Below are 25053 nucleotides of genomic sequence, written 5' to 3'. Positions count from 1 at the left end.
GGGGTGGGGGTACGCCCGGCGGGTGCCGGGCGGCGCGGAGCATGGGGGAACCGGGCCGGAACCCGGCGAACATGAGGCAGGCTCACATGCTAGGTACTGACAGGTAACACAACAAGACTCGCGGAGCGATACGGCCACGGCACCTGCGACGGCCCGTCAGGAGCTCGGCCCGCAAACGCAGCTGAGCCGCCGCCCACACCCCACCAGGAGGATGTGGACGACGGCTTGATCAACCAGCGGGTGTCGTCAGCCGCCGTTGACGCAGGTGTTGCCGAACGCCGGGTTCAGCAGGCCGATGATGTCGATCGAGTTGCCGCACAGGTTGACCGGGATGTGGATCGGGACCTGGATCTGGTTGCCGGACACGACACCGGGGGAACCGGCGGCGACGCCCTCGGCCTCGCTGCTCGCCAGGGCGGAACCCGCACCGGCGGCGACGATGCCCACGACAGCGGCGCCGACCGCGGCGGCCTTCTTGATGCTCATTTGAGTCTCCTCGATAAATCAGATCTTCCAATTGCCGCGCCGGGGCTACCGGAAGGAAGCACACGGGACGTGCACTCAGCCAACGAAGCCACTCCGAATCAGTTGCGATGCTCTTCGGACAATCACCCGTCCGGCGTAACCGCAGCATTCGGGTGAACGGCCCGGACGATCGGCGAACTCGACCGTTTCCCCCGCCGTACTGGTTCGTTCTTCCTGGCGAACCCCGCTGACGTGAACAGCCGCCGGCGCACCCCCGACGCAGCACGCACCGCCCAAGCCACGGGCGACACGCGGGTCTTGAGCCGCGTGAGTGACATTCACGGCGCATCCGGAAAACAGCGGGCGATGATGCCAATCGCCCGACACCCGACCTTCCACAGTCGGGCAGAACGTGAGGAAGAAAGAGCCATGCGCAACTTCAAGAAGGCGGCGGTCCTGTCCATCGCCGCCGCCGGCCTGGTCCTCGGCTCGGCCGGCCTGGCCAACGCCTCCGCCGAGGCCGAGGGCGTCGCCGCCGGTTCCCCCGGCGTGCTCTCCGGCAACGACATCCAGGTTCCGATCCACATCCCGATCAACCTGTGCGGCAACACGATCGACATCGTCGGCATCCTGAACCCGGCCTTCGGCAACACCTGCATCAACGGCGGCTGAACCGCCCGACGCCGTACCGCGCCGTACGCCCGCGCCACGCGGCACACCAACTCCCCGCTGCGATCTAGGAGATCAACCCCTCATGCGCAACTTCAAGAAGGCCGCGGTCCTGACCGTCGCCGCCGCCGGCCTGGTCCTCGGCTCGGCCGGCCTGGCCAACGCCTCCGCCGAGGCCGAGGGCGTCGCCGCCAACTCCCCCGGTGTGCTCTCCGGCAACCTGATCCAGGTCCCGGTCCACGTCCCGGTCAACGTCTGCGGCAACTCGATCGGCATCATCGCCCTGCTGAACCCGGCGTTCGGCAACACCTGCATCAACGGCGACGGCGGTACCGAGGGTGTGGAGCCCGTGGCCGCGCCGGTCGAGCCGGGCGAGCACGCGCACGAGCACGGCGAGCCGGCCGAGCACGAGCACTCCGAGCCGCCGGCCGAGCACGAGCACCACCACGGGCACCACCACCACGAGCCGGTGGACGAGGACTGCGACTGACCGGTCCCGGCCGATCGCCAGCCCCGCGCGCACTGCCCCTCGGCCACCGGCCGGGGGGCAGTGCTCGTCCCCGCCGCACCCACGTACTCGTCGCCTCGGAGTACCCAGCGCCCCGGCGACTCGTTAACCCGACGTACCTGTCACCCCGAAGTCCCCTCCCCGAAGGAATGGCCGATGTCCCGGACGACCACCGGAGCGCTGGCCGCGCTCGGCGCCGCGCTGCTGCTCGGCGGCCTCACCGCCCAGACCGCGCACGCCGAGACCGACCAGCTCGCCGGGCTCCCGCTGCCCGCCCCCCACCTGCAGCCCGCCGACGCCCAGGCGGCGCTCGGTGGCACCACCTCCGCGCTCGGCTACGCGGTCGCCCCGGCCAAGGACCTGCGGCTCGACCCGTGGGCCGGATCCGGTGCGGACGTGTTCAACAACGGCGTCACGGTGATCCCCGACAACGGACCCGGCCCGATCGGCACCGGCACGGTCACCAAGCCGCTGTCCGCCGGCGGCGGGGCCAAGGACCTCCCGCTGGCCGGCCCGCTGCTCAACGCGCTGCCGCTCTGACGTCCCCGGACACCCGTACGGCCCGGCTGCTCCACACGGAGCAACCGGGCCGTACGAACGAGTGGTGGTGCCGCGTCACATCTGCGACTGGTCCAGCGCGCCGGTGAGGGTCTGCGCCGGGTTGGCCTGGTTCAGCATCTCGCCGGTCATGGCGGTGGTGGTGCCGGCCAGCGTCTTCACCGAGTCGGTGACCGAGATCTGGTCCTGCTCGCCGCCGAGCGAGGCCTTGGCACCCGGCACGGCCTGCACCGGGGCGGTCACCAGGTGCGGGTCCACCTTGTCCAGCGTCAGTGCGGCGTCGGTCAGCCGGCCGCTCTCGCCCTGCACGAAGCTGACCGGCCGGCCCAGGCCGACCGCCGGGCCGGCCACGTTCAGCGGGGCGGGCGGCGCGTCCAGGTCCAGGCTGCCGAGCCGCGCGCCCTGGTCCAGTTCGGGCAGCGGCAGCGTGGCGCCCAGCGACGGGCCCAGCTTGGTGCCGCCCAGGGCCGGCAGCACGTGGTCCGGGATCGGCTCGGTCGGGCTCTGGCCGGTCCCGCTCGGCGGCAGCAGCGGCGAGGACGGGATGCCGCCGTGGATCTCGCCGCCGTCCGCGAGCAGCGGCAGCGGCGAGTCCGGCGTGCTGAGCGGAATGCTGAACGGCACCTGCTTGGTGGCCAGTCCGTCCTCTAGCGCGGCCACCTCGGCCGGGGTCTTCGCCGCGGCCTGGGCCACGCCCTGCGTCGCCGCCACGCCCGCGCCGACCGCCAGCAGCAGGGCGCCCGCGGCCCGCTTGGAGAGCTTCATGGTGTTCGCCGTTCGTTCGGGTATCCGGTAATTCGGTACGTCGGTCATTCCGTATGACTTCTCGTGCCGCCAGCAGCCCGAGAGGTACTTCGGGTGCGTCGCGCACACCCTGGCGAACGAGCCACCTCCCTCCCGGATAGCGGCAGTTAACCGGAACGGCCTAATAATCCGACTGGCGCGCGGAGAAATCGATGATCCTCGACGAATTTTCTCCGCCCCCGTAACTTTCCTGTTCGCCATTCTTTGATCCCGACGACGACGGGGCAGCACCCCTCGAACGGTATTTCAGAGAGGTATCTCGACCATGCTCAAGAAGTCTTTGGCCACCGTCGGCCTGGCCGCCGCCGCGCTGGCCGCGGTGTCCTCCCCCGCCGTCGCGATCGGCGACGCGGACGGTTCGGCCGCCACCATCCAGGGGAATGGCGGCACCAACTCCAGCGGCACCTGGGGCAACCACAGCCCGAACTTCCACTTCGCCGACAACCCGAACATCTGCCTGCCGGAGATCCACAACATCGGCGTGGCAGTGCTGGGCGTGGCCATCCCGGTCGAGGTCGACGCGCTCAACAACGAGCCCAAGCAGACCTGTGTGGTCGGCCAGGGCACCGTCGGCAGCGGCGACGGCGGCGTCTCCCACCTGGTCGGCTGACGTCCCGTCACCGCCCTGGCGCGGAGCCTCCCGCTCCGCGCCCCACGATCCGCCCGCGCCGTTCCCCCGGCCGGGCGGTGGCCCCGGCGCGAGCCACGCGCAAGGGGCACTGCTCCACTCCATCAGATCCGAAAAGGAATGACCCCATGATCAAGAAGGCTCTCGCCGCCGTCGGCGTCGTCGCCGCCGGTTTCGCCATGTCCGCCTCCCCCGCGATGGCCATCGGCGACGCGGACGGCTCCGCCGTCTCCCTGCAGGGCGACGGCGGCACCAACGCCACCGGCACCCACGGCAACCACAGCCCGAACAACCACGTGCTGGACAACCCGAACATCTGCCTGCCCGACATCCACAACATCGGCGTGGGTGCCCTCATCGGCATCGTCGTCCCGGTCGAGGTCGACGCGCTCAACAACGGTGCCAAGCAGACCTGCGACATCGGCCAGAACACCGCCACCGCCGGCGACGGTGGCGTCAGCCACCTGATCGGCTGATCTTCCCGGTCACAGCCGACCGCCGGGTCCGGGGCCAGCCCCGGGCCCGGCGGTTCCGTGTCTCCGGCCGTACCCCCACCCGTTCGTCCGCGGCGCGACCGGGTGATCGGAGCACCGGCGGGCGCGTGCAGCGCCCCGCCAGCCGCACCCCCGTGTTGACGTAGAGACACCACCCGACGCAGAGAGGAACTCTCATGAAGAGCAAGCTGGGCAAGGCCGTCGTCACCACCGTCGCCGCGCTCGCCCTGGCCGGCATCGCCTCCCCCGCCTGTGCGCACGTCGCTGCCGGTGGCGGCGAGGAGGGCGTGATCACCGCCCACGAGCCCTTCATTGCGGGCCACGGAGCGGGCTTCGCCGCGACCGACCACATCTTCACCGCGGGCGGCCGCTACGGCTGGGCCACCTCCACTGCGGTCGGCGGCGGCGAGGGCGGCATCATCGCCATCGGCTGACCCCGCGAAAGCCGCCGGCGCAAAGGCCGACGGACGCGAAAACAGGGGCGCGGGGAACTGCGCGCAGCGGAAGGCACCCAACCGCAAGATCGCAACGCAGGACAGTGACCTGCTCTTGATCGCGACCTTGCGGACCGGCCTTGCGCTTGCCGCGCAGTTCCCCGCGCCCCTTCCTGTGCTAGCGCAGCAGCTGGGCGGCCTCGGTGGCCCAGTAGGTGAGGATCTGCTCGGCGCCGGCCCGGCGGATCGAGGTGAGCGTCTCCAGGATGGTGCGCTCGCGGTCGATCCAGCCGTTGGCGGCGGCGGCCTCGACCATCGAGTACTCGCCGGAGACCTGGTAGGCGGAGACCGGCACCGGGGAGGCGTCGGCGATCTGGCGCAGGACGTCCAGGTAGGCCATCGCGGGCTTGACCATCACCATGTCCGCGCCCTCGGCGAGGTCCTGCTCCAGCTCGCGCAGCGACTCGCGGGCGTTGGCCGGGTCCTGCTGGTAGGTCTTGCGGTCGCCCCTGAGCGAGGAGCCGACGGCCTCCCGGAACGGGCCGTAGAACGCGGAGGCGTACTTCGCGGTGTAGGCGAGGACGCCGGTGTCCTGGTAACCCGCGTCGTCCAGGGCGCGGCGGATGACGGCGACCTGACCGTCCATCATCCCGGACGGGCCGACCAGGTGGACGCCCGCCTCGGCCTGCACGACGGCCATCTCGGCGTAGCGCTCCAGGGTGGCGTCGTTGTCGACCGAGCCGTCCTCGGCGAGCACGCCGCAATGGCCGTGGTCGGTGTACTCGTCCAGGCACAGGTCGGACATCACCACCAGGGCGTCGCCGACCTCGGAGACCACGTCGCGGATGGCGACCTGCAGGATGCCGTCGGGGTTGGTGCCCTCGGTACCGACCGCGTCCTGCACCTCGGGGACGCCGAACAGCATGATGCCGCCCAGCCCTGCCTCGGCGGCCTCGACGGCGGCCCGGCGCAGGGTGTCCCGGGTGTGCTGGACGACGCCGGGCATCGAGGTGATCGGCTTCGGCTCGGCGATGCCCTCGCGGACGAACGCGGGCAGGATCAGCTCGGCCGGGTGGAGCCGGGTCTCGGCGACCAGGCGGCGCATCGCGGGGGTGGAGCGCAGGCGGCGCGGGCGGACGGACGGGAATTCGGCGGACACTTCGAAGGCTCCCTGAGTCACGAAAAAGACGCCGGGGGAGGCTTGGTCGGCCTCCCCCGACGGAGGGTCAGCGCGCCTTGCGGCGCGAACCGGGGCGGCGTTCGCTCGGCCGGTAGACCGGCTCGCCCGCCGCGGTGGCGGCGTCCCGGCGGTTGGCCCCGAAGTCGGCCAGCGCCTGGGCGAGCGCGGACGCGGACGGGGCCGGGGCCATCACGTCGACCCGCAGGCCGTGCTCCTCCGCCGTCTTGGCGGTGGCCGGGCCGATGCAGGCGATGACGGTCACGTTGTGCGGCTTGCCGGCGATGCCGACCAGGTTCCGGACGGTCGAGGACGAGGTGAACAGCACCGCGTCGAAACCGCCGCCCTTGATCGCCTCGCGGGTCTCGGCCGGCGGCGGCGAGGCGCGCACCGTCCGGTACGCCGTCACGTCGTCGACCTCCCAGCCGAGCTCGACCAGGCCGGCCACCAGGGTCTCGGTGGCGATGTCGGCGCGCGGCAGCAGCACCCGGTCGATCGGGTCGAACACCGGGTCGTAGGGCGGCCAGTCCTCCAGCAGGCCGGCGGCGGACTGCTCGCCGGACGGCACCAGGTCGGGCTTCACGCCGAAGTCGACCAGCGCCTGCGCGGTGGTCTCGCCGACCGCCGCGACCTTGATGCCGGCGAAGGCGCGGGCGTCGAGCCCGTACTCCTCGAACTTCTCCCGGACGGCCTTGACGGCGTTCACCGAGGTGAAGGCGATCCACTCGTAGCGGCCGGTGACCAGGCCCTTGATCGCGCGTTCCATCTGCTGCGGGGTGCGCGGCGGCTCGACCGCGATGGTCGGCACCTCCTGCGGCACCGCGCCGTACGAGCGCAGCTGCTCGGACAGGCCGTGGGCCTGCTCCTTGGTGCGCGGCACCAGCACGTTCCAGCCGAACAGCGGCTTGGTCTCGAACCAGGAGTGCGAGGCGCGGTGGGCGACCTGCGCGCCCACCACGGCTATCACCGAGGTCGCCGGGTCCACCGGGGCGGAGACCGGCGAGGGCAGCACCCGGGCGGCCTTCAGGTCGGCGGCGATGGCGGCCAGCGTGGAGGTGAAGGTGCGCTGGCGGGTGGTGGTGCCGGAGAGCGTCGCGGACAGCGCCGCGTCGGGCTTGCGGCCGTGCGCCACCAGGGCGTTCGCGGTCGCGGGCAGCTGGCCCAGGGTGGTGCGCACCACCAGGGTGGTCTCGGGCGCGCCGAGGTCGACCAGCTGGCCGCCGAGCAGCGCCTCGCCGTCCACGAACCGGACGTCCGCGCCCTGGTCGCCGCGGAGCGGGACACCCGCGTAGGCGGGCACGCCGACCGACTGAGCGACGCCGGGAACGACCTCGAACGGGACGCCGGCCTTGGCGCAGCGCAGCATCTCCTGGGCGGCGCAGCCGTCCAGGCCGGGGTCACCGTCGACGGTGCGGACCAGGTGGCGGCCGGCCCGGACCGCGTCGGCGGCCAGGTCGCACAGCTCCTTGCCGGCGTCGGCCGGGTCGATCACCTGAACGCCGCTGGGGCAGTGGGTGCGGACCGCGGCGGCGGTCAGCGGGTCGGCGATCAGCACGTCGGCGGTGCTGAGCACGTCGACGGCGCGCAGGGTGAGCAGTCCGGGGTCGCCGGGGCCGGCGCCGAGGAAGGTGCAGCGCCCTGCGGGCGGGTGGAATCCGGCGGCGGTCATCGGGCGCGCTCCCCCATCAGGTCGGCCGCTCCGGCGTCGAGCAGCCGGGTGGCCAGGGCGCGGCCCAGGGCCGCGGCCTGCTCCTCGGCGGCTTCGTCGAGGACGAGCGGGCCGTTGGCGGACATCTTGAGCAGTTCGGCGCCATCGGTGGTGCCGACCACGCCCTCCAGGCGCAGTTCGGTGCCGGCCCAGGTGGCCAGCGCGGCGACCGGCGCGGAGCAGCCGGCCTCCAGGGTGGCCAGCAGGGCGCGCTCGGCGACCACGGCGGCCCGGGTGGGGACGTGGTCGAGCCGGGACAGCACGGCGGCCAGGGTCGGGTCGACGCACTCGACGGCGAGCGCGCCCTGCCCGGGGGCGGGCAGCATCAGCGCGGTGTCGAGGTGCTCGGTGATCTCGGCGTGGCGGCCGAGCCGGTTCAGGCCGGCGGTGGCCAGCACCACGGCGTCGAGTTCGCCGGAGGTGACGAAGTTGATGCGGGTGTCGACGTTGCCGCGGATGGCGACGGTCTCGAGGTCGGCGTCGTGCGCCCGGGCCCAGGCGTTGAGCTGGGCCATCCGGCGCGGGGAGCCGGTGCCGATCCGGACGGTGCGGCCGTCGGCCTTGCCGACCAGCTCGGCCAGGGTGAGGCCGTCGCGGGCGATCAGGGCGTCCCGGACGTCCTCGCGCTCGGGGACGGCGGCCAGCAGCAGCCCGGTGGGGGCGGCGGTCGGCAGGTCCTTGAGCGAGTGGACGGCCAGGTCGATGCGGCCCTCCAGCAGGGCGTCGCGCAGCGCGGAGACGAACACACCGGTGCCGCCGATCTGCGCCAGCGACTCCCGGGAGACGTCCCCGTAGGTGGTGATCTCGACCAGCTCCACCCGGCGGCCGGTGATCTTGGCCACCTCCTCGGCGACCATGCCCGACTGGGCCATGGCGAGGGCGCTGCGGCGGGTACCGAGGCGCAGCGGCGTCACTGTCTCTGGACCATTCATGAGGTGATCGTCCTGGTCGTGCTGGGGGGCTGACGGGGTGTTCATCTGGGTGCTCCGGCGGGCGGGGCGACGGCGGCCTGGGCGGCGGGGATACCGCCGGCCGGGATCGAGGACCCGGCCCGGTCGCCGGTCGGGGTGCCGGAGACAGCGTGCACTGCCGCGGGGTCCAAGTCGAACAGTTCGCGCAGGGCTTCCGCGTAGGAGGCCCCGCCGGGTTCGGCGGCGAGCTGCTTGACCTTGACGGTCGGGGCGTGCAGCAGTTTTTCGACCACCCGGCGGACGGCCTGCGAGATCTCCGCGCTGGAGCGCTCGTCGAGGTCGGGCAACCGGGAGGTGAGCCGGGCGAGTTCGCTGCGGACCACCTCGGAGGCCATGGCGCGCAGGGCGACCACGGTGGGGGCGATCCGGGCGGCGCGCTGCGCCTGGCCGAATGCGGTGACCTCGTCGCCGACGATGGTGGAGACGGCGTCCACGTCGCCCGCGCCGGGGGTGGCGGCGTGCGCGTGGGAGAGGCTCTCCAGGTCGACCAGCAGGGCGCCGTCGAGCTGGTGCACGGCGTGGTCGACGTCCCGCGGCATGGCGAGGTCGAGGAAGGCGAGCGGCTGCTCGGCGCTGCGGGCGGCGACCGCGGCGGCCACCTCGGCGGCGTCGATCACGGTGCCGGCGGCGCCGGTGCAGGAGATCACCAGGTCCACGTCGGCGAGTGCCTGCGGGACCTTGTCGAAGTCCAGGGTACGGGCGGCGCCGCCGAGGATCTCCACCAGGCGTTCGGCGCGGGCCGGGGTGCGGTTGGCGATCTGCAGGTCGGTGATGCCGACCCGGACCAGGGTGGCGGCGGCCAGCGAGCTCATCGAGCCCGCGCCGACCACCAGGGCGCGCTTGCCGGCGATCGGGCCGGCGCCGACGGCGACCTGCTCCAGGCCGAAGGTGACCAGCGACTGGCCGGCCTTGTCGATGCCGGTCTCGCTGTGCGCCCGCTTGCCGACCCGCAGGGCCTGCTGGAACAGCTCGTTGAGGCCGCGGCCCGCGGTGTGCTCGTCCTGGGCCTTGGCCAGGGCGTCGCGCAGCTGGCCGAGGATCTGGCCCTCGCCGACGACCATCGAGTCCAGGCCGCAGGCCACCGAGAACAGGTGGTGGACGGCGCGGTCCTCGTAGTGCACGTACAGGTGCGGGGTGAGCTCGTCGAGGTCGACGCCGCTGTGCCCGGCGAGCATCTGGGACAGCTCGGCGACGCCGGCGTGGAACTTGTCCACGTCGGCGTACAGCTCGATCCGGTTGCAGGTGTTGACCAGTGCCGCTTCCGCGACGGTCGCCGAGGCGGCGGCGTCGTGCAGCAGCCGGGTCGGGCTCTCGCCGGTGAGCGCGGCGCGCTCCAGTACGCCGACCGGTGCGGTCCGGTGACTCAGACCGACTACCAGAAGACTCATGCCCCCACCTCGTCGTGACGGATGTTGGTGCTCACGCCGGCATCACCGCGGACAGGTCGTCCTCGGGGCCCTTGGTGCCCTTGGCGGCCGGGGTGCTCTTCGCCTGCTCACCCTTGCCGCCACCGGCGGCGCGGCGCAGCTTGGCGGCGGCGGCGCGGACCGGCCCGGGGGCGCGGTCGAGCACCGAGTCGCCGGCGGCGGGCTCGTCGCCGGCCTTGCGCTGCTCGTGGAAAGCGAGGATCTGCAGCTCGATCGACAGGTCGACCTTGCGCACGTCCACACCGTCCGGAACGGTCAGCACGGTGGGGGCGAAGTTGAGGATGCTGGTGACGCCGGCCTCGACCAGGCGGTCGCAGACCAGCTGGGCGGCGCCGGGCGGGGTGGTGATCACGCCGATGGAGACGTGCTGGGAGACGACGATGTCCTCCAGCTCGTCCATGTGCCGCACCGGCAGGCCGGCGGCGGTGCTGCCGACCACGTTGGGGTCGGCGTCCAGCAGGGCGGCGACCCGGAAGCCGCGGGAGGCGAAGCCGCCGTAGTTGGCGAGGGCGTGGCCGAGGTTGCCGATGCCGACGATGACGACCGGCCAGTCCTGGGTGAGGCCGAGCTCGCGGGAGATCTGGTAGACGAGGTATTCCACGTCGTAGCCGACGCCGCGGGTGCCGTAGGACCCGAGGTAGGAGAAGTCCTTGCGGAGCTTGGCGGAGTTCACGCCGGCCGCGGCGGCCAGCTCCTCGGAGGAGACGGTCGGCACGGAACGCTCGGACAGCGCGGTCAGCGCCCGCAGGTAGAGCGGGAGACGGGCCACCGTCGCCTCCGGAATGCCCCGCGCACGCGAGGTCCGGCGCGCGGCGCCCGGATCGGGCGTCTGCGAACTGTGGGGTGAGGGTCGGCCGATTGCCACGGTGCTCCTGTGGGTGAAGCTGGGCTTGGACCGCCAGGCTATGCGTTTGTGAACGTGTGCACAAAGATGGTGTCCGATTTGTCCCCGAACAGTGACACGCATCACTCGTAACCCGCCGCACCGACCAGCGGACGCGACCCTTCCGCTCCGGCCGGCCACGGACCCAGCGGAGCCCACCGGCGCAGCAGTCGGACCGACCCCGGGGCACGGGCCGAACGGGCCGCCGCCAGCCGCGGCCACGGCACCGCTGCGGCTCGACCGGCCTCCGGAACCAGCTCGTCCATCGGGGATCCGAGCCGCAGGCAGTGGCGCAGCAGTTCGACGGTGGCCCGGGCGTCGCCGAGCGCGGTGTGCGCCGGGAACCAGCCGAGCCCGGCCGCCTCCACGCACGCCGACAGTCCGAAACCGCCCGCCTGCGGCATCAGCCGCCGGGCCAGCCGCATCGTGCACACCGCCGGCAGCACCGGCAGCACCACGCCGATCCGCGCGAACTCCCGCTCCAGGAACGCCCGGTCGCAGGTCACGTGGTGTCCGACCAGCACCCGGTCGGCCAGCAGCTCCAGCAGCCAGGGCGCGATCTGCCGGAACCGCGGTGCGCCGACCACGTCCTCCTGCGCTATCCGGTGCACGTGCGTCGGCCCCACCGGCCCGGCCGGGTCGAGCAGCGTGGCGAACACCCGCTCGGTGCGCAGGGCGGCGTCCAGCTGCACCACGGCGACCTCGACCACCCGGTGGCGCCAGGGGCTGCGACCGGTGGCCTCGACGTCGACGACGGCATAGCCGTTCATCGCGCCCTCCTCTTGCACGGCCCCCGGTGGACAACCGTTCGATGGTAAGCCGGGAGCCGCCGGAACTCCTAGGGCCGAGGGTGTCGAGCGCCTACGAAGGACCGCCGGAGCGAGGACAGGCCCTCGGGGCCCGCCGGCCGGGGAGTCAGGCCAGCGCCTTGCGCAGCCGCTTCTCGTCCACCCGCCAGAAGTCGTGCTGGCGGCCGTCGATCAGCGTCACCGGGATCTGCTCGGCGTACTGCTCGTACAGCGCCGCGTCCTGCATGATGTCCTTCTCCTCGAAGCCGACGCCGAGCTCGCCGACCACCTTGAGGATCACCGCCCGGGCGTCCTCGCACAGATGGCAGCCGGGCTTGCCGATCAGCGTCACCGTGGTGTCGGCCGGGTTCTTCTTCGCACGTCGCAGCAGGCTCACCCCACTCATTGTGCAGGCGCTCACGGCGCCGCCCCGGATGCCCCTCGTTCACCGGTGCGGCACTCCTCGGTCACGGGGGCGGGCGCCCCGGCTGACTATGCTCGTCCCATGGCAGCGCTGCGAAGGCTCACCCGGTCGAGGCGTTCCACCGACGAACGGACCGTCCTGGCGGGCGAGGCCGCGGCCGACGCCGCTCAGGAACAGCTCACCCCCGACGCTACGGAACCGGGCCGCCCCAAGGCCCCCGAGGGCGACCACACCCCGGTGCCCGGCGACGTCCGGGCCGCCGCGTTCTTCGACTGCGACAACACCATCCTGCGCGGCGCCGCGATCTTCTACCTCGGCGTCGGCCTGTACCGGCGGCGCTTCTTCACCCGCCGCGACCTGGCCCGGTTCGCCTGGCAGCAGGCCGCGTTCCGGCTGCGCGGCGCCGAGAACGCCGAACACATCGCCGACGCCCGGGACAGCGCGCTCGGCCTGGTCGCGGGCAAGCGCACCGCCGACCTGGAACGGATCTGCGAGGAGATCTTCGAGCCCGTGCTGGCCGAGAAGGTCTGGCCCGGCACCCGCGCCCTGGTCCAGATGCACCTGGACGCCGGACAGCGGGTCTGGCTGGTCACCGCCGCCCCGCAGGAGGTCGCCCGGCTGATCGCCCGCCGGCTCGGCATGACCGGCGCCCTCGGCACCGTCGCCGAGACCCGCGACGGCGAGTACACCGGACGGCTGGTCGGCGGCATGCTGCACGGCCCCGCCAAGGCCGCCGCCGTCCAGGCCCTGGCCCGCCGCGAGCACCTCGACCTGGCCCGCTGCGCCGCGTTCAGCGACTCCGCCAACGACATCCCGATGCTCAGCCTGGTCGGCCACCCGTACGTGATCAACCCGGACGCGGCGCTGCGCCGGCACGCCCGCGCGATGGGCTGGCGGGTGCGGGACTTCCGCACCGGGCGCAAGGCAGCCAGGATCGGCATCCCCGCGGCGGCCGCGCTCGGCGTCGCGGCCGGGGCGGCCGCCGCCGCGGTGGCGATGCGCCGCCGCCAGCGGGCCTGACCCGGCATCACCCGCCCCGCCCTTGACCGGGCGTCAACCCGCCGCCGCCGACACGCCCCCCGACGGGTGGTCCCGGCATGCCCGCGGCCCCTCCCGGGCAGGCCCTGAGCAGGCGCCGCGGCCGTGACCGGAAGTGATCGTTCGGCAGTCGGTCAAAGTCGTGGGTTGGGAACGCCCCGACCGGGGAAACCCGGGCCATCCATCACCAGTCGGTCACCAGATGCGCACAAGCGGTCGCATTGAGCCGGTGAGATGGCGTCAACTCCGGTCATCGGCAGCCGAATTTGCGCGAGAAGTGGACTTCCTTCGACCACTTCGACCACGGGGTGTAGCTGTCATTGCACAAAGCGTTATTCTCTCTTGGATGCACGCCACCCCGAACGTCCCCGTGACGGGTGGTCAATGCGGCGTGCCTCTCCGCACAGGCGGAGGTGATCCGTCCACAGTTCTGCCTCTGGGAGTCCCGTGTACCCACCCGTCCGGAACGACGCGCCAGCCACCTCCCGCCCGTCGAGCGCCGGCCTCCGCCGCAGTGTGCGCCTGGAGCGACTGTGGGCCGCGATCCGCGAGTTCGAACTGCTGGTGCCCCAACCCGCGGTGGCCGGCCCCGCGTTCACCACGCCCGCCCCCGCCGCGTTCGCCGCGCCACTGCTGCGCTCCACCGCCGCCGGCAGCCCCGCCGCCGCCCCGCGCAGCCGGACCGTGCCCTCCCCCGGCACCCGCGGCCGCACCCGCACCGCGCCCGCCGGCCCCGGCTACGACACCGAGCACAACCCCGTCGTCGATCTGGTCGAACGTGCCCAGAACGGCGAGAGCGAGGCCTTCGGGCGGCTCTACGACCACTACGCCGACACCGTCTACCGGTACATCTACTACCGGGTCGGCAGCCGGGCCACCGCCGAGGACCTCACCAGCGAGACCTTCCTGCGCGCGCTGCGCCGGATCGGCACCTTCACCTGGCAGGGCCGCGACTTCGGGGCCTGGCTGGTCACCATCGCCCGGAACCTGGTGGCCGACCACTTCAAGTCCAGCCGGTTCCGGCTGGAGGTCACCACCGGCGAGATGCTCGACTCCAACGAGTGCGAGCGCAGCCCCGAGGAGTCGGTGCTGGAGTCGCTCTCCAACGCCGCCCTGCTGGACGCGGTGCGGCGGCTCAACCCGCAGCAGCAGGAGTGCGTCACGCTGCGCTTCCTGCAAGGGCTTTCGGTCGCCGAGACAGCCCGGATCATGAGCAAGAACGAGGGCGCCATCAAGACGCTGCAGTACCGGGCGGTACGCACGCTGGCCCGCCTGCTACCGCCCGACGCCCGGTGATCCGCGGGCCGTGGACGCGACACCCGAGAGACCCCCGACCGGCAGACCCCCGACCGGCAGACCCTCGCCCGGCAGGCCCCGGCGCGAACGACCTTGCCCGGCGCGCCCGTTGGCGGCGCGCCCGGGCCCGGCGGGCGTGCAGCCGGATCGCCCGGGCCGTGATGCGCCGTCAACCCCGCGCGGGCGCTTGCCCGTCCGGGTGATGGGACGGTCATCTGCTCTGCTTAATACGCCAGGGGGGTCGTGCGTAACCGACTCCCGACACCGCTCGTTGGCCAGCGTGCATCCCGCCACCGGGCCCGCAGTCAAGTGGGATTTCGAGCTGCCACCCGATGGTGTGGTTTCGGCCTGTCGGGACAACCAACCGACGGGCCACGGTGTCGAAAACGACGAAGGGAGGTGTGGCCCGTGACGGCAAATGTGCTGGAGCACCGGCGGGCGAAGTCCTTCGCCGAGGCGCTGGAGGCCCACCAGAGTGACCACCGGAGCAGCGGCGCGCACCGGGCCGGCTCCACCGCCATGACCGAGCTGCTCACCATGGCCGACGCCCTCGGCGCGCTCCCCGCCCCCGGGATCGCCGCCGAGACGCGGACGGTCCAACGCGCCCGGCTGATGGCCGCGTTCGAACAGCAGTGGGCCGAAGGCGCCCCCACGGCGGTCCTCCCCGTCCAGCGCGCCAGGCGCACCCGCCGCACCCGGTGGGGCCGCCGCCTGGCCATCGGCGGACTGGTCGCGGGCGTCGCCGTCGGCTCCCTCGGCGGGGTCGCCGCGGCCTCCACCAACGCCCTGCCCGGGGACGCCCTGTACGGCATGAAGCGCGGCCTCGAAGGGCTGCGCCTCGACCTGGCCGACAGCGACTCCGAGCGCGGCGCCCTGCTCCTCCAGCAGGCCTCCACCCGGCTCGACGAGGCGCAGTCGCTGGTCGGCCGCACCGACCCGGGCAACACGCTCAGCCCCGCCACGGTCGACCAGGTCCGCCGCGCCCTCGACGACATGCACGCCGAGGCGCTGCGCGGCCGCGCCCTGCTGCGCGCGGTCTACCGCTCCAACGGCTCGCTCGCCCCGATGCGCCAACTCGCCGGCTTCGCCGGACAGGACGAGCGCTGGTCGGCCCTGCAGTCCCGGCTGCCGTCCGGCCTGGCCGGCCAGGCCGACAAGGTGGACCGCCTGTTCAGCGACATAAGCGAGGACGTCGCGCCCCTGCGGCTGGTGCAGCCTTCCGGCCAGGGCAGCGACGGCAGCGGAACCACCGGCGGTTCCGGCACGGGGGCCGGCCAGCAGCAGCCGGGCGGCACCACCACGGGCGCCAACGGCGGCACCGGGAGCGGCCCGGCCGACGGGTCGTCCGCGCGGGGGGCCACCCCGTCGGCCAGCCCGTCCGCCAAGCCCGGTCTGGGCGACCTGCTGGGCGGCCTCACCGGCTCCGCGCCCTCGCCGACCGCCCCGCCGGCCCAGGGCGGCGCTCCGGCCCCGTCGGCCTCACCGGCCGCGCCCCCGGGAGGCAACCAGGGCCTCAACCTCCCGCCGCTCCTCCCGGGGCTGCTGCCCGGGCTCACCCTCGGCTGAGCCCCCGATCGCCCCGCGCCCCGCACCGGGGGCGCGGGGCGATCGGCGAAGCATCGGCCCGCCGGCCCGTCAGCCCGTCAGCCGAAGACCGAGCGGCGCTGCACCAGCAGCTTGTACAGCGTGTGCTGGATGGTCTCCCGCACCTGGTCGGTCAGGTTGAACACCAGCATCGGGTCGTCGGCGGCGTCCTTCGGGTAGCTGTCCGTCGGGATCGGCTCGCCGAACTGGATGGTCCACTTGGTCGGCAGCGGGATCGCCCCGAGCGGGCCCAGCCACGGGAAGGTCGGCGTGATCGGCACGTACGGCAGGCCGAGCAGCCGGGCCAGCGTCCGGAAGTTGCCGATCATCGGGTAGGTCTCCTCCGCCCCGACGATCGAGCACGGCACGATCGGCACCCCGGCCCGCAGCGCGGACGCCACGAAGCCGCCGCGGCCGAACCGCTGGAGCTTGTACCGGTCGGCGAACGGCTTGCCGATGCCCTTGAACCCCTCCGGCCAGACCCCGACCACCTCGCCGCGCTCCAGCAGCGTCTGCGCGTCCTCGTTGCAGGCCAGCGTGTGCCCGGCCTTGCGGGCCAGCTCGTTGACCACCGGCAGCACGAACACCAGGTCGGCGGCCAGCATCCGCAGGTGCCGGTCGGCGTGGTCGTGCACCGCGACCTGGGTCATCAGCGCGTCCAGCGGGATGGTGCCGGAGTGGTTGGCGACGATCAGCACGCCGCCCTCGGCGGGGATGTGCTCGGTGCCGCGGACCTCGATCCGGAAGTACTTCTCCGCCAGCGGCCGCAGCATCGCGAGGAACACCTCCTCGGTCAGCTCCCGGTCGAAGCCGAAGTCGTCGACCTCGTAGTCGCCCGTCAACCGGCGGCGCAGGAAGCCGAGTCCGCCGGCGGCGCGCTGCTCCCAGCCCTTGCCGAACAGCTGGGTCGCGGTCGCGCCGAGCCGGCCGGAGAGGGCCGCGCCGACGCTGTCGGCCAGCCGGTCGGCGAGCGCCGGGCGCGGATCGGGGCCGGACCAGCTCGGCGCGGACTCGATCGGGATGACCTTGGCCGCCGGGTCGGCGGGCTCCCGCGCGGCTGTCATCGCGGCCTCAACTCCTCGGGCTGGGTGGGACGGTGGTCGGCGAGCAGATCGGTGAGCCGGTCGGTGACGGCGGTCAGCCGGGCCGGCGGAAGCGGGCCGGGCACCACGTGCGCGGCAAAGTCGGCGAACGCCTCGGAGGTGGTCCAGCGGGGCGTGAAGCCGAAGGTGTCGCGCAGCAGCGCGGTGCTCACCACCCGTCCGTGGGTGAGCAGTTGGAGCTGTTCCTGGGAGAACGCGCGGTCCGCGGGGGCGGTCAGCTGCCGGGCCAGCTGGGCGACCAGGCCGAGCGCGGGCCGCAGCAGCGGCACGGTGGGCCGGCCGAGCCTGCGGGCGCACTGGGAGAGCAGCAGCACGCCGTCGCCCGCCACGTTGTAGGTGCCGGTCGGCGCGTCCAGCGCGGCCATCCGCAGCACCTCCAGCGCGTCGTCCTCGTGGACGAACTGCAGGCGCGGGTCGTGGCCGAGCGCGGTCGGCAGCACCGGCAGCCGGAAGTACGCGGTCAGCGGGGTGTCGCCGTGCGGGCCGAGGATGTTGGCGAACCGCAGCACCGTGACGGCGACGTCGGGGCGGCGGCGGGCGAACCCCCGTACGTAGCCCTCCACTTCGGCGGCGTCCCGGGCGAAGCCGCCGGCCGGCAGCGCCTTCGGCTGCATCCGCTCGCCGAACACCGCCGGGTCGCGCGGCGCGGAGCCGTAGACGGCGGTGGTCGACTTCACCACCAGGCGGCGCACGCCGGGGGCCTTCTGGCAGGCCCCGAGCAGCTGCATGGTGCCGATGACGTTGGTCTCCTTCACCAGCGCCCGGCCGCCGTGGCCGAGCGCGGTGACATGCAGGTGCACCACGGTGTCGACCTCGTGCTCGGCGATCACCCGGGCGATCGCCGGCCGGCGCAGGTCGACCTGCGCGTACTGGACGCCGGACGGCAGCACGGCCGGCGGCGGGCCGGCGTCCACTCCCACCACCCGGTCCACGCCCGGTTGTTCGGCGATCTGCCCGGCGAAACGCGCACCGAGCCGGTGCGACACGCCGGTGACGAGCACGACCCTGCCCACGTTGCCGCGACCTCCCATGGCTGCCGTTGCTGCCTTCCCCCTGGGCTGCACCGTACCGCGCCGCGAAGGCGGGAGCGGAAACGCCACTGCCCGCCACCGGAAATCATCCGGGGACGGGCAGTGGTGAAACCTGGCGGCGCGAGGCGACCGCAGGCGGTGTTACTTCTTGTTGCGACGCTGCACGCGAGTGCGCTTCAGAAGCTTGCGGTGCTTCTTCTTGGCCATACGCTTGCGACGCTTCTTGATGACAGAGCCCACGGAACATTCCTCGCTCACTCGGACCCGCGCCCGTGAGGAACGGGAGTCCATACGACTGACGGAGGGCCTAGCCTACCGTCCACCTCGCGTTTGCCGTAATCGGAGTCCGTCGGCCTTTCTGGACTACGCGCTCTGCAGCCGCACGTAGGACTCCTGAAGGTATTCGTGCACCTTCTGCTCGGGCACCCGGAACGAGCGTCCGACCCTGATGGCCGGAAGTTCGCCGCTGTGCACCAGGCGGTAGACCGTCATCTTCGAGACCCGCATCACCGAGGCGACCTCGGCGACGGTCAGGAAGACCACATCCTGCAGGGGACGCTCGCTCATGACCCTCACCCGACCCTTACCCGTGTGCAAGGCACCGGCTTCCCCTCCGGTGACTCCACCGGCACACGTGTATCCCCAGAGTAGTTATGGGTGGTACGGGTGGGAAGAGGGTGGCCGTCAACTGTTGTACGGTGCGAGATCCGCCCGTTGCAGTACGTAGTCGCTCAGCGCTCTGTAGCAGGACGGGTCCGAACCGTCCTCCAGCGGGACGACCACGGCGACCAGGCCGTCCGCCTCGGCGGCGAACGGGGCGACGTCGTTGCAGTCGGCGACGCCGCCGGCCGGGATGCCGAGGCGGCCGGCGCCGCACAGCCAGCCGTGGTCGCCCAGGACCAGGTCGGGCGGGCGGTGCCCGGCGTCGGCGAGGGCGGTCAGGGCGAGTCGGACGGGCAGCGGGGAGTGCGTGTGGGCGAGTTCGCCAACAGCCGGGCGGCCCGGGCGGCCGGGGCGGTCGGGGCGGTCGGGGCCGTCCAAGGCGCGCACCACCAGCACCCGGTCGACCACGTCGAGGTAACGGGGGCGGTCACCGTCCGGGGTGGGCTCACGGAAGCGCACGCCCCGCGCAGGGGTGTGCACGGGGCAGCCCGCGGCTTCGAGCGCCCTTGCGAGCGCCCCGTGGAAGCCCGCCAGCTTGGTCGGGTGCCCGGTGCCGGCCAGCACGCTGCCGCGGCGGGCGGCGGTGCGGCGCAGCAGCAGGGCGAGGCGGTCCAGGGCGGCGATGGTGAGGTCGGGGTCGATGGTGTCGGGGCCCTCGGTGTACCGGGGGTCGGGGTGCACGCCGACGCGTTCGGCCATCAGGCGCAGCACCGCGTCCGGGTCGCGACGGGGCTCCGGTCCGAGGCCCATCAGCGCCTTGGGGTCGCCCTGGGCGAAGAGCCGGTAGTGGCGCAGGTTGTTCTGCCGGGGCGTGGGCACGTCCGGGCCGGCCAGCCGGTGCTTCAGCAGGTGGGCGCGGAGATCTCCCCCCGCCTTGGCGGCCGGGAGGTGCCCCCATCGGGCGGTCACGGGATCAGTCCGTGGTGCGGGAGGACGGCGCGGCGGGTGGCCAGGACGGCCTGGTCGAGGCGGTCGGCGGGGTCGTAGCCGCCGTCGTGGAAGTCCGCCCAGTGCGGGGTGGCGCCGTCGGTCATCCGCAGCGGGGCGGGGCGGCGGGTCAGCCGGTAGACCTCGGCGCGCCAATCCTCGGGGGTTTCGGTGGCCGGGTCGACCGGGTTCCCGGCGGCGGTGGCCACCAGGTGGGTCCAGGTGCGGGGCACCACGTCGACCACCGCGTACCCGCCGCCGCCGGTGGCCACCCAGCGGCCGTCCGCGTACTGGTGGGCCAGGCGGTGCACCGACTCGGCCATCAGGCGCTGGGCGTCGACGGTGACGGCCAGATGGGCGAGCGGGTCCTCGATGTGGGTGTCCGCGCCGTGCTGGCTGACGATCACCTGCGGGCGGAACGCGGCCAGCAGGTCCGGGACGACGGCGTGGAAGGCGCGCAGCCAGCCTGCGTCGCCGGTGCCGGCCGGCAGCGCCAGGTTGGCGGCGGTGCCCACGGCGTCCGGGCCGCCGGTCTCGGTGGCCCAGCCGGTCTGCGGGAACAGCGTGCTGGGGCTCTCGTGCACCGAGACGGTGAGCACCCGGGGGTCGTTCCAGAACGCCTGCTGCACGCCGTCGCCGTGGTGGACGTCCACGTCGATGTAGGCGACCCGTTCCGCGCCCAGTTCCAGCAGGCGGGCGATGGCGAGGGCGGGGTCGTTGTAGATGCAGAACCCGGACGCCTGGCCGGGCATGGCGTGGTGCAGTCCGCCCGCGAAGTTGACGGCGTGCGGGGTCTGTCCGCGCCACACCGCCTCGGCGGCGGCCACCGACTGGCCGGCGATCAGCGCGGAGGCGGTGTGCAGCGCGGGGAACGACCAGTTGTCGTCGGTGCCGAGACCGTGCGCCGGATCGGTGGCGGACGGGTCGGCGGCGGCGCGCTTCACCGCGGCGAGGTAGTCGGCGGTGTGCACCAGCCGGAGCGTGGAGTCACCGGCGGCGGGGGCCGAACGCACCGTCACGGACGGCTGCTTGGTCAGGCCGAGAGATTCGATCAGACGCATCGTCAGGGCGAGACGGGTCGGGTCCATGGGGTGGCCCGGTCCGAAGTCGTAGCCGGTTTCGTCCTCGTCCCAGAACAGGTGCAGTCCGCAAGTTTCCGCCATGGGGCCACCGTATCGGGGCGGGTCAGGCGGGGGCGCGAGGGTATGGGACGAGGCGCGAATCCTGGGCACCTGCGGGGGCGCGCTCACGTGCAAGTCATTGTCCGTGGCGCGATCTTTCCGCCGGTCAGCTTCCGTTTCGCGCAGTTCCCCGCGCCCCCGGTTTCGCACCCACCCGCGCCCCCGGTTGCGCACCCGCCTGCGGCTCTGTGTGCGCAACCACTTGCTTCGCCGCCGGGGCGAAGTGCGGGGCGAGCGGGATGATCGCGAGGATCAGGAGCATGGGGGCGCCGAAGGCCCAGCGGTAGTTGGAGAGTTCGGCGAGGGTGCCGACGAGGGGGGAGCCGATCAGGAAGCCGGCGTAGTTGAAGAGGTTGAGGCGGGCGACGGCGGCGTCGCTCGCGTGCGGGAGGAGACGGCCGCCGGCGGCGAAGACCTGGGGGATGATCGCGCAGATGCCGAAGCCGAGGACGGTGAAGCCGAGGATGCCGGCCGAGGTGCTGGGGGCGGTGGCGGCGAGCAGGAAGCCGGCGCCGGCCAGGCTCGCGCCGGTGCGGACGACGGCGGTCGCGCCGAAGCGCTGGACGGCGCGGTCGCCGACGGCGCGGCCGAGCAGCATGGCGACCATGTAGCCGAGATAGGAGAGCTTGGCGAGGTCCTCGCGGCTGCCGAGGCCGTCGGTGAGGTACTTGACGCTGTAGTTGGAGACCGAGGCGTCGGCGATGTAGGCGAAGGCCATCGCGGCGCACAGCGGCAGCAGCGGCCGCCAGGGGATGCGGCGGGCGGCAAGTTCGGCGGCTTCCCGGACGGCGTCGCCGAGTTCGGCGGGGCCGGCGAAGTGGCGGCCGACGACGAAGGCGGCGGGTATCAGCAGGGCGGCCGCGCCGCCGAACAGCAGCGGCAGGCCGGCGTCCCAGTGGGCGCCGAGGCCGGCCAGTGCGGCGCCGAGGATGCCGCCGAGGCTGAACGCGGCGTGGAAGCCGATCATTATGCTGCGGCCGTAGCGGTGCTGGAGGCCGACGCCGAGCATGTTCATGGAGGCGTCGAGGGCGCCGACCAGGAGGCCGAACAGGCCGAGGGCGATGGCGAGTTGCCACAGTTGGTTGCCGAGGCCGGTGAGCGCGAGGGTGAGGCAGACGGCGGGCTGGACGACGCGCAGCACGCCACGTGCGGTGGTGCGCTTGACCAGTGCCTCGGAGCCGATCGAGCCGATACCGGCCAGGATCGGGACGGCGGCCAGGAAGACCGGCAGCAGGCCGTCGCTGAGGCCGTAGCGCTTCTGGAGTTCGGGAATGCAGGCCACCAGCAGCGCGAAGGTGGTGCCCTGGAGGAAGAACGAGACGGCGAGCGCGGCCCGGGCCTGGCGGAGCCGGGGGGTCGGTTCGGCCTGCATCAAAACCTCGCTCACCACCGACGCTACCGGCCGGTACGAAGGACGTTGGGCCAGAGCGTAGGCGGTGGGCGGCGTCGGCGGGAGGGGTCGCGCGCGATCAGTTCAGAAGATCGACCGCCCCCTGCAGGTCGGCGTAAAGGCCGGTGGCTCCAGCGGAGTTGAGCTTCTCGGGGTCGGTGAGTGCGGCGTACCCGTACACGTCCATTCCGGCGGCGCGGGCGGCGAGGACGCCGTTGGCGCTGTCCTCCAGGACCAGGCAGCGGGCCGGGTCGGCGCCCATGGTGCGGGCGGCGTGCAGGAACAGGTCGGGGGCGGGCTTGCCGATGCCGACGTCCTGGGCGGAGAACAGCAGTTCGTCGGTGAAGTACCCGGACAGGCCGGTGAGGCGGTGCGCGGTGCGGATCCAGGAGTGGTGGGCGGAGGAGGCGACGCAGTAGCGGATGCCGCGTTCCTGGAGGTGCGTCAGGAACTTCTCGGCGCCGCGCACGGGCCGCAGTTCGCCGTCGAAGGCGGCGAACACCCGGTCGTGGAACAGGTCGTCGAAGCCCTCGGGGAGGGTGGCCCCGTACCGCTGCGCGATCACGTCGTGGACGTGGTGCGCGGCGGTGCCCATGAAGTCGCGGTAGGAGTCCTCGACGGTGGTGGGGAAGCCGAGTTCGGTGAGGTACTCGGCGAGCACCCGGTTGGATATCGGCTCGCTGTCCACCAGCACGCCGTCATTGTCGAGGATCAGCAGGTCGTAGCTCACGTTGCTCCAGACTACTTTCCGCCGGTGGCGAGTTCCCGGGAGCGGTCCCGGGCGGCCTCCAGGGCGCCGAGCATGGCGGCCCGGACGCCGTGGTTCTCCAGTTCGCGGATGGCGGCGATGGTGGTGCCGGCCGGGGAGGTGACGGCCTCGCGGAGCTTGACGGGGTGCTCGCCGGAGTCGCGGAGCATCACCGAGGCGCCGATCGCGGACTGCACGATCAGCTCGTGCGCGACCTGGCGGGGCAGGCCGAGCAGGATGCCGGCGTCGATCATCGCCTCGACCAGGAAGTAGAAGTAGGCGGGGCCGGAGCCGGACAGCGCGGTGGCGGCGTCCTGCTGGTTCTCGGGGACGCGCAGCGCCTTGCCGACCGAGCGGAAGATCGCCTCGGTGCGCTCCAGGTGGGCCTCGGTGGCGTGCGAGCCGCCGGAGATCACGCTCATGCCCTCGTCCACCAGCACCGGGGTGTTGGGCATGACGCGGACCACGGGGGTGCCGGGGGCGAGGCGCTCCTCGAACCAGGCGGTGGGGATGCCGGCGGCGGCGGAGACGATCAGCTTGTCGGCGGCGACGTGCTCGGCGAGTTCGTCGAGCAGGGTGCCCATGTCCTGCGGCTTGACGGCGAGGATCAGGGTGTCGGCGAGCTTGGCGGCCTCGGCGTTGGTGGCCGTGGCGACGCCGTAGCGGTCGGCGAGTTCGGTGGCGCGCTCGGGGCGGCGGGCGGTGATCATGACGTCGGCCGGGTCGGCGCCGGCCCGCAGCAGGCCGGAGAGCAGGGCTTCGCCGATCTTTCCGGTGCCGAGGAAGGCGATCTTCTGGCCGGCGGTGGTGGTGTTGCTCATGGAGGCCCTCCGTGCGCTGCGGTTCCTGGCCCCCATCCTGCCCCGGAACGCCTCCGCTCCGGGGCAGGCGTCCACCCTGCGGTCGGGATCAGTCGGTGCCCTCTTCCTCCTCGTCGGCCACCACGCCGAGCAGGAACTCGGCGTCGCGGACGGTCTCGTCGATGATCCGGACGCCGGTGAGCCGCTCGGCCAGCGCGAAGAACGCCGCCTGCTTGCCGGACCCGTCGTAGCCGACCTCGCGCAGCAGCGGTCCGAGGGCCCCCGGGGCGCTGCCGTGGGACCGCTCGGGCTCCTCGAAGCTGGTGAGCACTTCGCCGTCCCGGTAGTGAGTGAACCGCTGCATGGGCTTGCCGGCGTTGCTGTCGTGGGTGACGGTGACGCCGCCCGCGGAGAGCGCCGGCAGGTGGCCGCTGATGCCGACGCCGGAGTCGAGGGCGAGCAGCAGCGTCCAGTCGCCGCCCTCGCCCGGGACGGTGACGGCGGCTGCGGCGAACGAGTCGTCCTGGTAGTCGTCGACCCACTCGCGCAGTTCCTCGTGGCAGTCGAGCAGGTCGTCGAAGCCGTCGCCGAAGCCCTGCGGGACGGCGCCGATCGCCTCGAGCACCTGCTGCGGAGTGCGGCCGCGCACCAGGGTGAGGGAGTATCCGTCCTGGTCACAGCGCCCGAACCACTGGGAGTGGGCGAGCCAGGCGTAGTCGTTCGCGGTCGGAGTCATCGGGCCAGTCTGCCCGGGCGGACCGACAGGGCGTCACCGGCCGTGTGCCGGTGCGGGTATCGGCCCGTAGGGGGAATCTCAGGGGCCCCGATGCTGGATTCCGGGGCGGCCGAGGAGCACCGTGGAGACATGGGACACGGAGAGTTGTCAGGACGTGAGAACCGCCAGGTCGCCGTCGCCGCCGCGACGCTCGGGCCGTGGCGGACGGCGACGGCGGTGGGTGCGGTGGTCGGCGGCGCCGCACTCGCGGTCGATGTGGTGACCGGGCACTGGGCGATGGACATCCTGGCGGGGCCGGTCGGCCTCGGGCTGTTCTTCTTCTTCCTGGTGGGCACGGTCGGCGGGCGGCTGCGCAAGAGCGGGGACCGGCGGCTGCGGCGCTGGGCGGACGAGCACCCGTGGCAGTCGGTGGTTCCGGCGTCCGCGGCGCTGTGGCTGGCGAACACCGTGAACCTGTGGCTGCTGGGCGACTGGGGCCTGTTCGTGGCGCTGTTCACCTCGCTGCTGCCCGCGGGTCTGCTGCTGGCGGTGGCGGGTGTGGTCGGCTCGGTGAAGGCGGCCCGCAAGGAGTAGCGGTTTCCGACCCCCGGTGTCGGGCGTGTCGGAGGTGATCGGCAT

At 73.0% G+C, this 25053-nt stretch carries 29 protein-coding genes; 10 read left to right on the top strand and 19 right to left on the bottom strand.

What is annotated here, in order from left to right; genetic code table 11:
- Nucleotides 1-246: 246 nt before the first annotated feature.
- Complete coding sequence (locus ACFYST_RS09230; RefSeq protein ID WP_387861046.1) at nucleotides 247-486, bottom strand: chaplin; 240 nt, start codon at nucleotides 484-486, stop codon at nucleotides 247-249.
- Nucleotides 487-894: 408 nt separating this feature from the next.
- Here ACFYST_RS09230 and ACFYST_RS09225 point away from each other — a divergent pair, with 408 nt between their 5' ends.
- The 3 genes from ACFYST_RS09225 to ACFYST_RS09215 all read left to right on the top strand — a co-directional run bounded on the left by ACFYST_RS09225 (nucleotide 895) and on the right by ACFYST_RS09215 (nucleotide 2182).
- Nucleotides 895-1137 (top strand): chaplin, encoded by a 243-nt coding sequence (locus tag ACFYST_RS09225; RefSeq protein WP_387644209.1) that lies wholly within the window; start codon nucleotides 895-897, stop codon nucleotides 1135-1137.
- 82 nt (nucleotides 1138-1219) lie between these two features.
- Complete coding sequence (locus tag ACFYST_RS09220; protein WP_387861044.1) at nucleotides 1220-1624, top strand: chaplin; 405 nt, start codon at nucleotides 1220-1222, stop codon at nucleotides 1622-1624.
- 174 nt (nucleotides 1625-1798) lie between these two features.
- Nucleotides 1799-2182, top strand: coding sequence for a hypothetical protein (locus tag ACFYST_RS09215; protein ID WP_387644205.1), 384 nt, complete (start codon nucleotides 1799-1801; stop codon nucleotides 2180-2182).
- A 75-nt stretch (nucleotides 2183-2257) separates the two neighbouring features.
- Here ACFYST_RS09215 and ACFYST_RS09210 read toward each other — a convergent pair whose 3' ends face one another.
- Nucleotides 2258-3013 carry a hypothetical protein gene (locus ACFYST_RS09210; RefSeq protein WP_387861042.1) on the bottom strand — a complete coding sequence of 252 codons (756 nt, stop codon included), beginning with the start codon at nucleotides 3011-3013 and terminating at the stop codon, nucleotides 2258-2260.
- 256 nt (nucleotides 3014-3269) lie between these two features.
- Between ACFYST_RS09210 and ACFYST_RS09205 the strand changes: the two genes are divergently transcribed.
- The 3 genes from ACFYST_RS09205 (at nucleotide 3270) to ACFYST_RS09195 (ending at nucleotide 4560) form a co-directional block, all read left to right on the top strand.
- Nucleotides 3270-3614 carry a rodlet layer protein gene (locus tag ACFYST_RS09205; RefSeq protein ID WP_387644199.1) on the top strand — a complete coding sequence of 115 codons (345 nt, stop codon included), beginning with the start codon at nucleotides 3270-3272 and terminating at the stop codon, nucleotides 3612-3614.
- A 146-nt stretch (nucleotides 3615-3760) separates the two neighbouring features.
- Nucleotides 3761-4108: a rodlet layer protein gene (locus tag ACFYST_RS09200; protein WP_387644197.1), complete on the top strand. Its 348-nt coding sequence runs from the start codon at nucleotides 3761-3763 to the stop codon at nucleotides 4106-4108.
- A gap of 194 nt (nucleotides 4109-4302) precedes the next feature.
- Nucleotides 4303-4560, top strand: a complete 258-nt coding sequence (locus ACFYST_RS09195; protein WP_387861040.1) for a hypothetical protein — start codon at nucleotides 4303-4305, stop codon at nucleotides 4558-4560.
- A 178-nt stretch (nucleotides 4561-4738) separates the two neighbouring features.
- Here the strand turns inward: ACFYST_RS09195 and hemB are convergent, their stop codons facing one another.
- The 7 genes from hemB to ACFYST_RS09160 form a co-directional block, all read right to left on the bottom strand.
- Nucleotides 4739-5719 (bottom strand): porphobilinogen synthase, encoded by a 981-nt coding sequence (gene hemB / locus ACFYST_RS09190; RefSeq protein WP_387861039.1) that lies wholly within the window; start codon nucleotides 5717-5719, stop codon nucleotides 4739-4741.
- A gap of 67 nt (nucleotides 5720-5786) precedes the next feature.
- On the bottom strand, nucleotides 5787-7406 hold the full coding sequence (locus tag ACFYST_RS09185; protein WP_387644188.1) for a uroporphyrinogen-III synthase: 1620 nt from the start codon (nucleotides 7404-7406) through the stop codon (nucleotides 5787-5789).
- On the bottom strand, nucleotides 7403-8377 hold the full coding sequence (gene hemC / locus ACFYST_RS09180; protein WP_387644185.1) for a hydroxymethylbilane synthase: 975 nt from the start codon (nucleotides 8375-8377) through the stop codon (nucleotides 7403-7405). Before hemC ends, ACFYST_RS09185 begins: the two co-directional genes overlap by 4 nt.
- Before the next feature lie 41 nt (nucleotides 8378-8418).
- A complete protein-coding gene (locus ACFYST_RS09175) occupies nucleotides 8419-9804 on the bottom strand; it encodes a glutamyl-tRNA reductase (protein ID WP_387644182.1) in 1386 nt (461 codons plus the stop codon).
- Nucleotides 9805-9835: 31 nt separating this feature from the next.
- On the bottom strand, nucleotides 9836-10708 hold the full coding sequence (locus ACFYST_RS09170) for a redox-sensing transcriptional repressor Rex (protein WP_387644179.1): 873 nt from the start codon (nucleotides 10706-10708) through the stop codon (nucleotides 9836-9838).
- A 101-nt stretch (nucleotides 10709-10809) separates the two neighbouring features.
- Complete coding sequence (locus ACFYST_RS09165) at nucleotides 10810-11496, bottom strand: exonuclease domain-containing protein (RefSeq protein WP_387644176.1); 687 nt, start codon at nucleotides 11494-11496, stop codon at nucleotides 10810-10812.
- Nucleotides 11497-11641: 145 nt separating this feature from the next.
- Nucleotides 11642-11920 carry a glutaredoxin family protein gene (locus ACFYST_RS09160; RefSeq protein ID WP_387861037.1) on the bottom strand — a complete coding sequence of 93 codons (279 nt, stop codon included), beginning with the start codon at nucleotides 11918-11920 and terminating at the stop codon, nucleotides 11642-11644.
- A 99-nt stretch (nucleotides 11921-12019) separates the two neighbouring features.
- Between ACFYST_RS09160 and ACFYST_RS09155 the strand changes: the two genes are divergently transcribed.
- The 3 genes from ACFYST_RS09155 to ACFYST_RS09145 all read left to right on the top strand — a co-directional run bounded on the left by ACFYST_RS09155 (nucleotide 12020) and on the right by ACFYST_RS09145 (nucleotide 15838).
- Entirely contained in the window at nucleotides 12020-12958 is a 939-nt protein-coding gene (locus tag ACFYST_RS09155) for an HAD family hydrolase (RefSeq protein WP_387644171.1), read from the top strand.
- A gap of 465 nt (nucleotides 12959-13423) precedes the next feature.
- On the top strand, nucleotides 13424-14272 hold the full coding sequence (locus tag ACFYST_RS09150) for an ECF subfamily RNA polymerase sigma factor, BldN family (protein WP_387861035.1): 849 nt from the start codon (nucleotides 13424-13426) through the stop codon (nucleotides 14270-14272).
- 408 nt (nucleotides 14273-14680) lie between these two features.
- On the top strand, nucleotides 14681-15838 hold the full coding sequence (locus tag ACFYST_RS09145) for a DUF5667 domain-containing protein (RefSeq protein WP_387861033.1): 1158 nt from the start codon (nucleotides 14681-14683) through the stop codon (nucleotides 15836-15838).
- 77 nt (nucleotides 15839-15915) lie between these two features.
- Here ACFYST_RS09145 and ACFYST_RS09140 read toward each other — a convergent pair whose 3' ends face one another.
- The 10 genes from ACFYST_RS09140 to ACFYST_RS09095 all read right to left on the bottom strand — a co-directional run bounded on the left by ACFYST_RS09140 (nucleotide 15916) and on the right by ACFYST_RS09095 (nucleotide 24435).
- Entirely contained in the window at nucleotides 15916-16920 is a 1005-nt protein-coding gene (locus ACFYST_RS09140; protein ID WP_387644163.1) for a lysophospholipid acyltransferase family protein, read from the bottom strand.
- Nucleotides 16917-17972, bottom strand: coding sequence for an NAD-dependent epimerase/dehydratase family protein (locus ACFYST_RS09135; protein WP_387861032.1), 1056 nt, complete (start codon nucleotides 17970-17972; stop codon nucleotides 16917-16919). The genes ACFYST_RS09140 and ACFYST_RS09135 overlap by 4 nt, the downstream gene beginning before the upstream one ends.
- 159 nt (nucleotides 17973-18131) lie before the next feature.
- Nucleotides 18132-18230, bottom strand: coding sequence for a 30S ribosomal protein bS22 (locus ACFYST_RS09130; RefSeq protein ID WP_003948845.1), 99 nt, complete (start codon nucleotides 18228-18230; stop codon nucleotides 18132-18134).
- 123 nt (nucleotides 18231-18353) lie between these two features.
- Complete coding sequence (locus tag ACFYST_RS09125) at nucleotides 18354-18557, bottom strand: helix-turn-helix domain-containing protein (RefSeq protein WP_035863710.1); 204 nt, start codon at nucleotides 18555-18557, stop codon at nucleotides 18354-18356.
- Nucleotides 18558-18674: 117 nt separating this feature from the next.
- A complete protein-coding gene (locus ACFYST_RS09120; protein WP_387861031.1) occupies nucleotides 18675-19562 on the bottom strand; it encodes a phosphatase in 888 nt (295 codons plus the stop codon).
- Nucleotides 19559-20743 carry an acetoin utilization protein AcuC gene (locus ACFYST_RS09115; protein ID WP_387861029.1) on the bottom strand — a complete coding sequence of 395 codons (1185 nt, stop codon included), beginning with the start codon at nucleotides 20741-20743 and terminating at the stop codon, nucleotides 19559-19561. The genes ACFYST_RS09120 and ACFYST_RS09115 overlap by 4 nt, the downstream gene beginning before the upstream one ends.
- A 124-nt stretch (nucleotides 20744-20867) precedes the next feature.
- Complete coding sequence (locus ACFYST_RS09110; protein ID WP_387861118.1) at nucleotides 20868-22133, bottom strand: MFS transporter; 1266 nt, start codon at nucleotides 22131-22133, stop codon at nucleotides 20868-20870.
- 97 nt (nucleotides 22134-22230) lie between these two features.
- On the bottom strand, nucleotides 22231-22881 hold the full coding sequence (locus ACFYST_RS09105; protein ID WP_387644150.1) for an HAD family hydrolase: 651 nt from the start codon (nucleotides 22879-22881) through the stop codon (nucleotides 22231-22233).
- A gap of 11 nt (nucleotides 22882-22892) precedes the next feature.
- Nucleotides 22893-23720, bottom strand: a complete 828-nt coding sequence (gene proC, locus ACFYST_RS09100) for a pyrroline-5-carboxylate reductase (protein WP_387644147.1) — start codon at nucleotides 23718-23720, stop codon at nucleotides 22893-22895.
- Nucleotides 23721-23808: 88 nt separating this feature from the next.
- Complete coding sequence (locus ACFYST_RS09095) at nucleotides 23809-24435, bottom strand: DUF6461 domain-containing protein (RefSeq protein ID WP_387861027.1); 627 nt, start codon at nucleotides 24433-24435, stop codon at nucleotides 23809-23811.
- Nucleotides 24436-24579: 144 nt separating this feature from the next.
- On the opposite strand from ACFYST_RS09095, the gene ACFYST_RS09090 reads away from it, so the two are divergent.
- The gene (locus ACFYST_RS09090) at nucleotides 24580-25008 is read left to right on the top strand and encodes a hypothetical protein (RefSeq protein ID WP_387861026.1); all 429 of its coding nucleotides are present in this window, start codon (nucleotides 24580-24582) and stop codon (nucleotides 25006-25008) included.
- The last annotated feature ends 45 nt before the right edge of the window (nucleotides 25009-25053 follow it).

This window comes from Kitasatospora sp. NPDC004614, assembly GCF_042873675.1.
In the GTDB taxonomy this organism is placed as follows: domain Bacteria; phylum Actinomycetota; class Actinomycetes; order Streptomycetales; family Streptomycetaceae; genus Kitasatospora.
Note: the sequence above shows the minus strand (reverse complement) of the source record. Positions and strands in the feature narration are given on the sequence as shown.

Coding starts and splice junctions, on each gene's coding strand:
- ACFYST_RS09230 (WP_387861046.1), bottom strand. CDS start 486: ATGAGCATCAAGAAGGCCGCCGCGGTCGGCGCCGCTGTCGTGGGCATC.
- ACFYST_RS09225 (WP_387644209.1), top strand. CDS start 895: ATGCGCAACTTCAAGAAGGCGGCGGTCCTGTCCATCGCCGCCGCCGGC.
- ACFYST_RS09220 (WP_387861044.1), top strand. CDS start 1,220: ATGCGCAACTTCAAGAAGGCCGCGGTCCTGACCGTCGCCGCCGCCGGC.
- ACFYST_RS09215 (WP_387644205.1), top strand. CDS start 1,799: ATGTCCCGGACGACCACCGGAGCGCTGGCCGCGCTCGGCGCCGCGCTG.
- ACFYST_RS09210 (WP_387861042.1), bottom strand. CDS start 3,013: ATGACCGACGTACCGAATTACCGGATACCCGAACGAACGGCGAACACC.
- ACFYST_RS09205 (WP_387644199.1), top strand. CDS start 3,270: ATGCTCAAGAAGTCTTTGGCCACCGTCGGCCTGGCCGCCGCCGCGCTG.
- ACFYST_RS09200 (WP_387644197.1), top strand. CDS start 3,761: ATGATCAAGAAGGCTCTCGCCGCCGTCGGCGTCGTCGCCGCCGGTTTC.
- ACFYST_RS09195 (WP_387861040.1), top strand. CDS start 4,303: ATGAAGAGCAAGCTGGGCAAGGCCGTCGTCACCACCGTCGCCGCGCTC.
- ACFYST_RS09185 (WP_387644188.1), bottom strand. CDS start 7,406: ATGACCGCCGCCGGATTCCACCCGCCCGCAGGGCGCTGCACCTTCCTC.
- hemC (WP_387644185.1), bottom strand. CDS start 8,377: ATGAATGGTCCAGAGACAGTGACGCCGCTGCGCCTCGGTACCCGCCGC.
- ACFYST_RS09175 (WP_387644182.1), bottom strand. CDS start 9,804: ATGAGTCTTCTGGTAGTCGGTCTGAGTCACCGGACCGCACCGGTCGGC.
- ACFYST_RS09165 (WP_387644176.1), bottom strand. CDS start 11,496: ATGAACGGCTATGCCGTCGTCGACGTCGAGGCCACCGGTCGCAGCCCC.
- ACFYST_RS09160 (WP_387861037.1), bottom strand. CDS start 11,920: ATGAGTGGGGTGAGCCTGCTGCGACGTGCGAAGAAGAACCCGGCCGAC.
- ACFYST_RS09155 (WP_387644171.1), top strand. CDS start 12,020: ATGGCAGCGCTGCGAAGGCTCACCCGGTCGAGGCGTTCCACCGACGAA.
- ACFYST_RS09140 (WP_387644163.1), bottom strand. CDS start 16,920: ATGACAGCCGCGCGGGAGCCCGCCGACCCGGCGGCCAAGGTCATCCCG.
- ACFYST_RS09125 (WP_035863710.1), bottom strand. CDS start 18,557: ATGAGCGAGCGTCCCCTGCAGGATGTGGTCTTCCTGACCGTCGCCGAG.
- ACFYST_RS09115 (WP_387861029.1), bottom strand. CDS start 20,743: ATGGCGGAAACTTGCGGACTGCACCTGTTCTGGGACGAGGACGAAACC.
- ACFYST_RS09110 (WP_387861118.1), bottom strand. CDS start 22,133: ATGCAGGCCGAACCGACCCCCCGGCTCCGCCAGGCCCGGGCCGCGCTC.
- proC (WP_387644147.1), bottom strand. CDS start 23,720: ATGAGCAACACCACCACCGCCGGCCAGAAGATCGCCTTCCTCGGCACC.
- ACFYST_RS09095 (WP_387861027.1), bottom strand. CDS start 24,435: ATGACTCCGACCGCGAACGACTACGCCTGGCTCGCCCACTCCCAGTGG.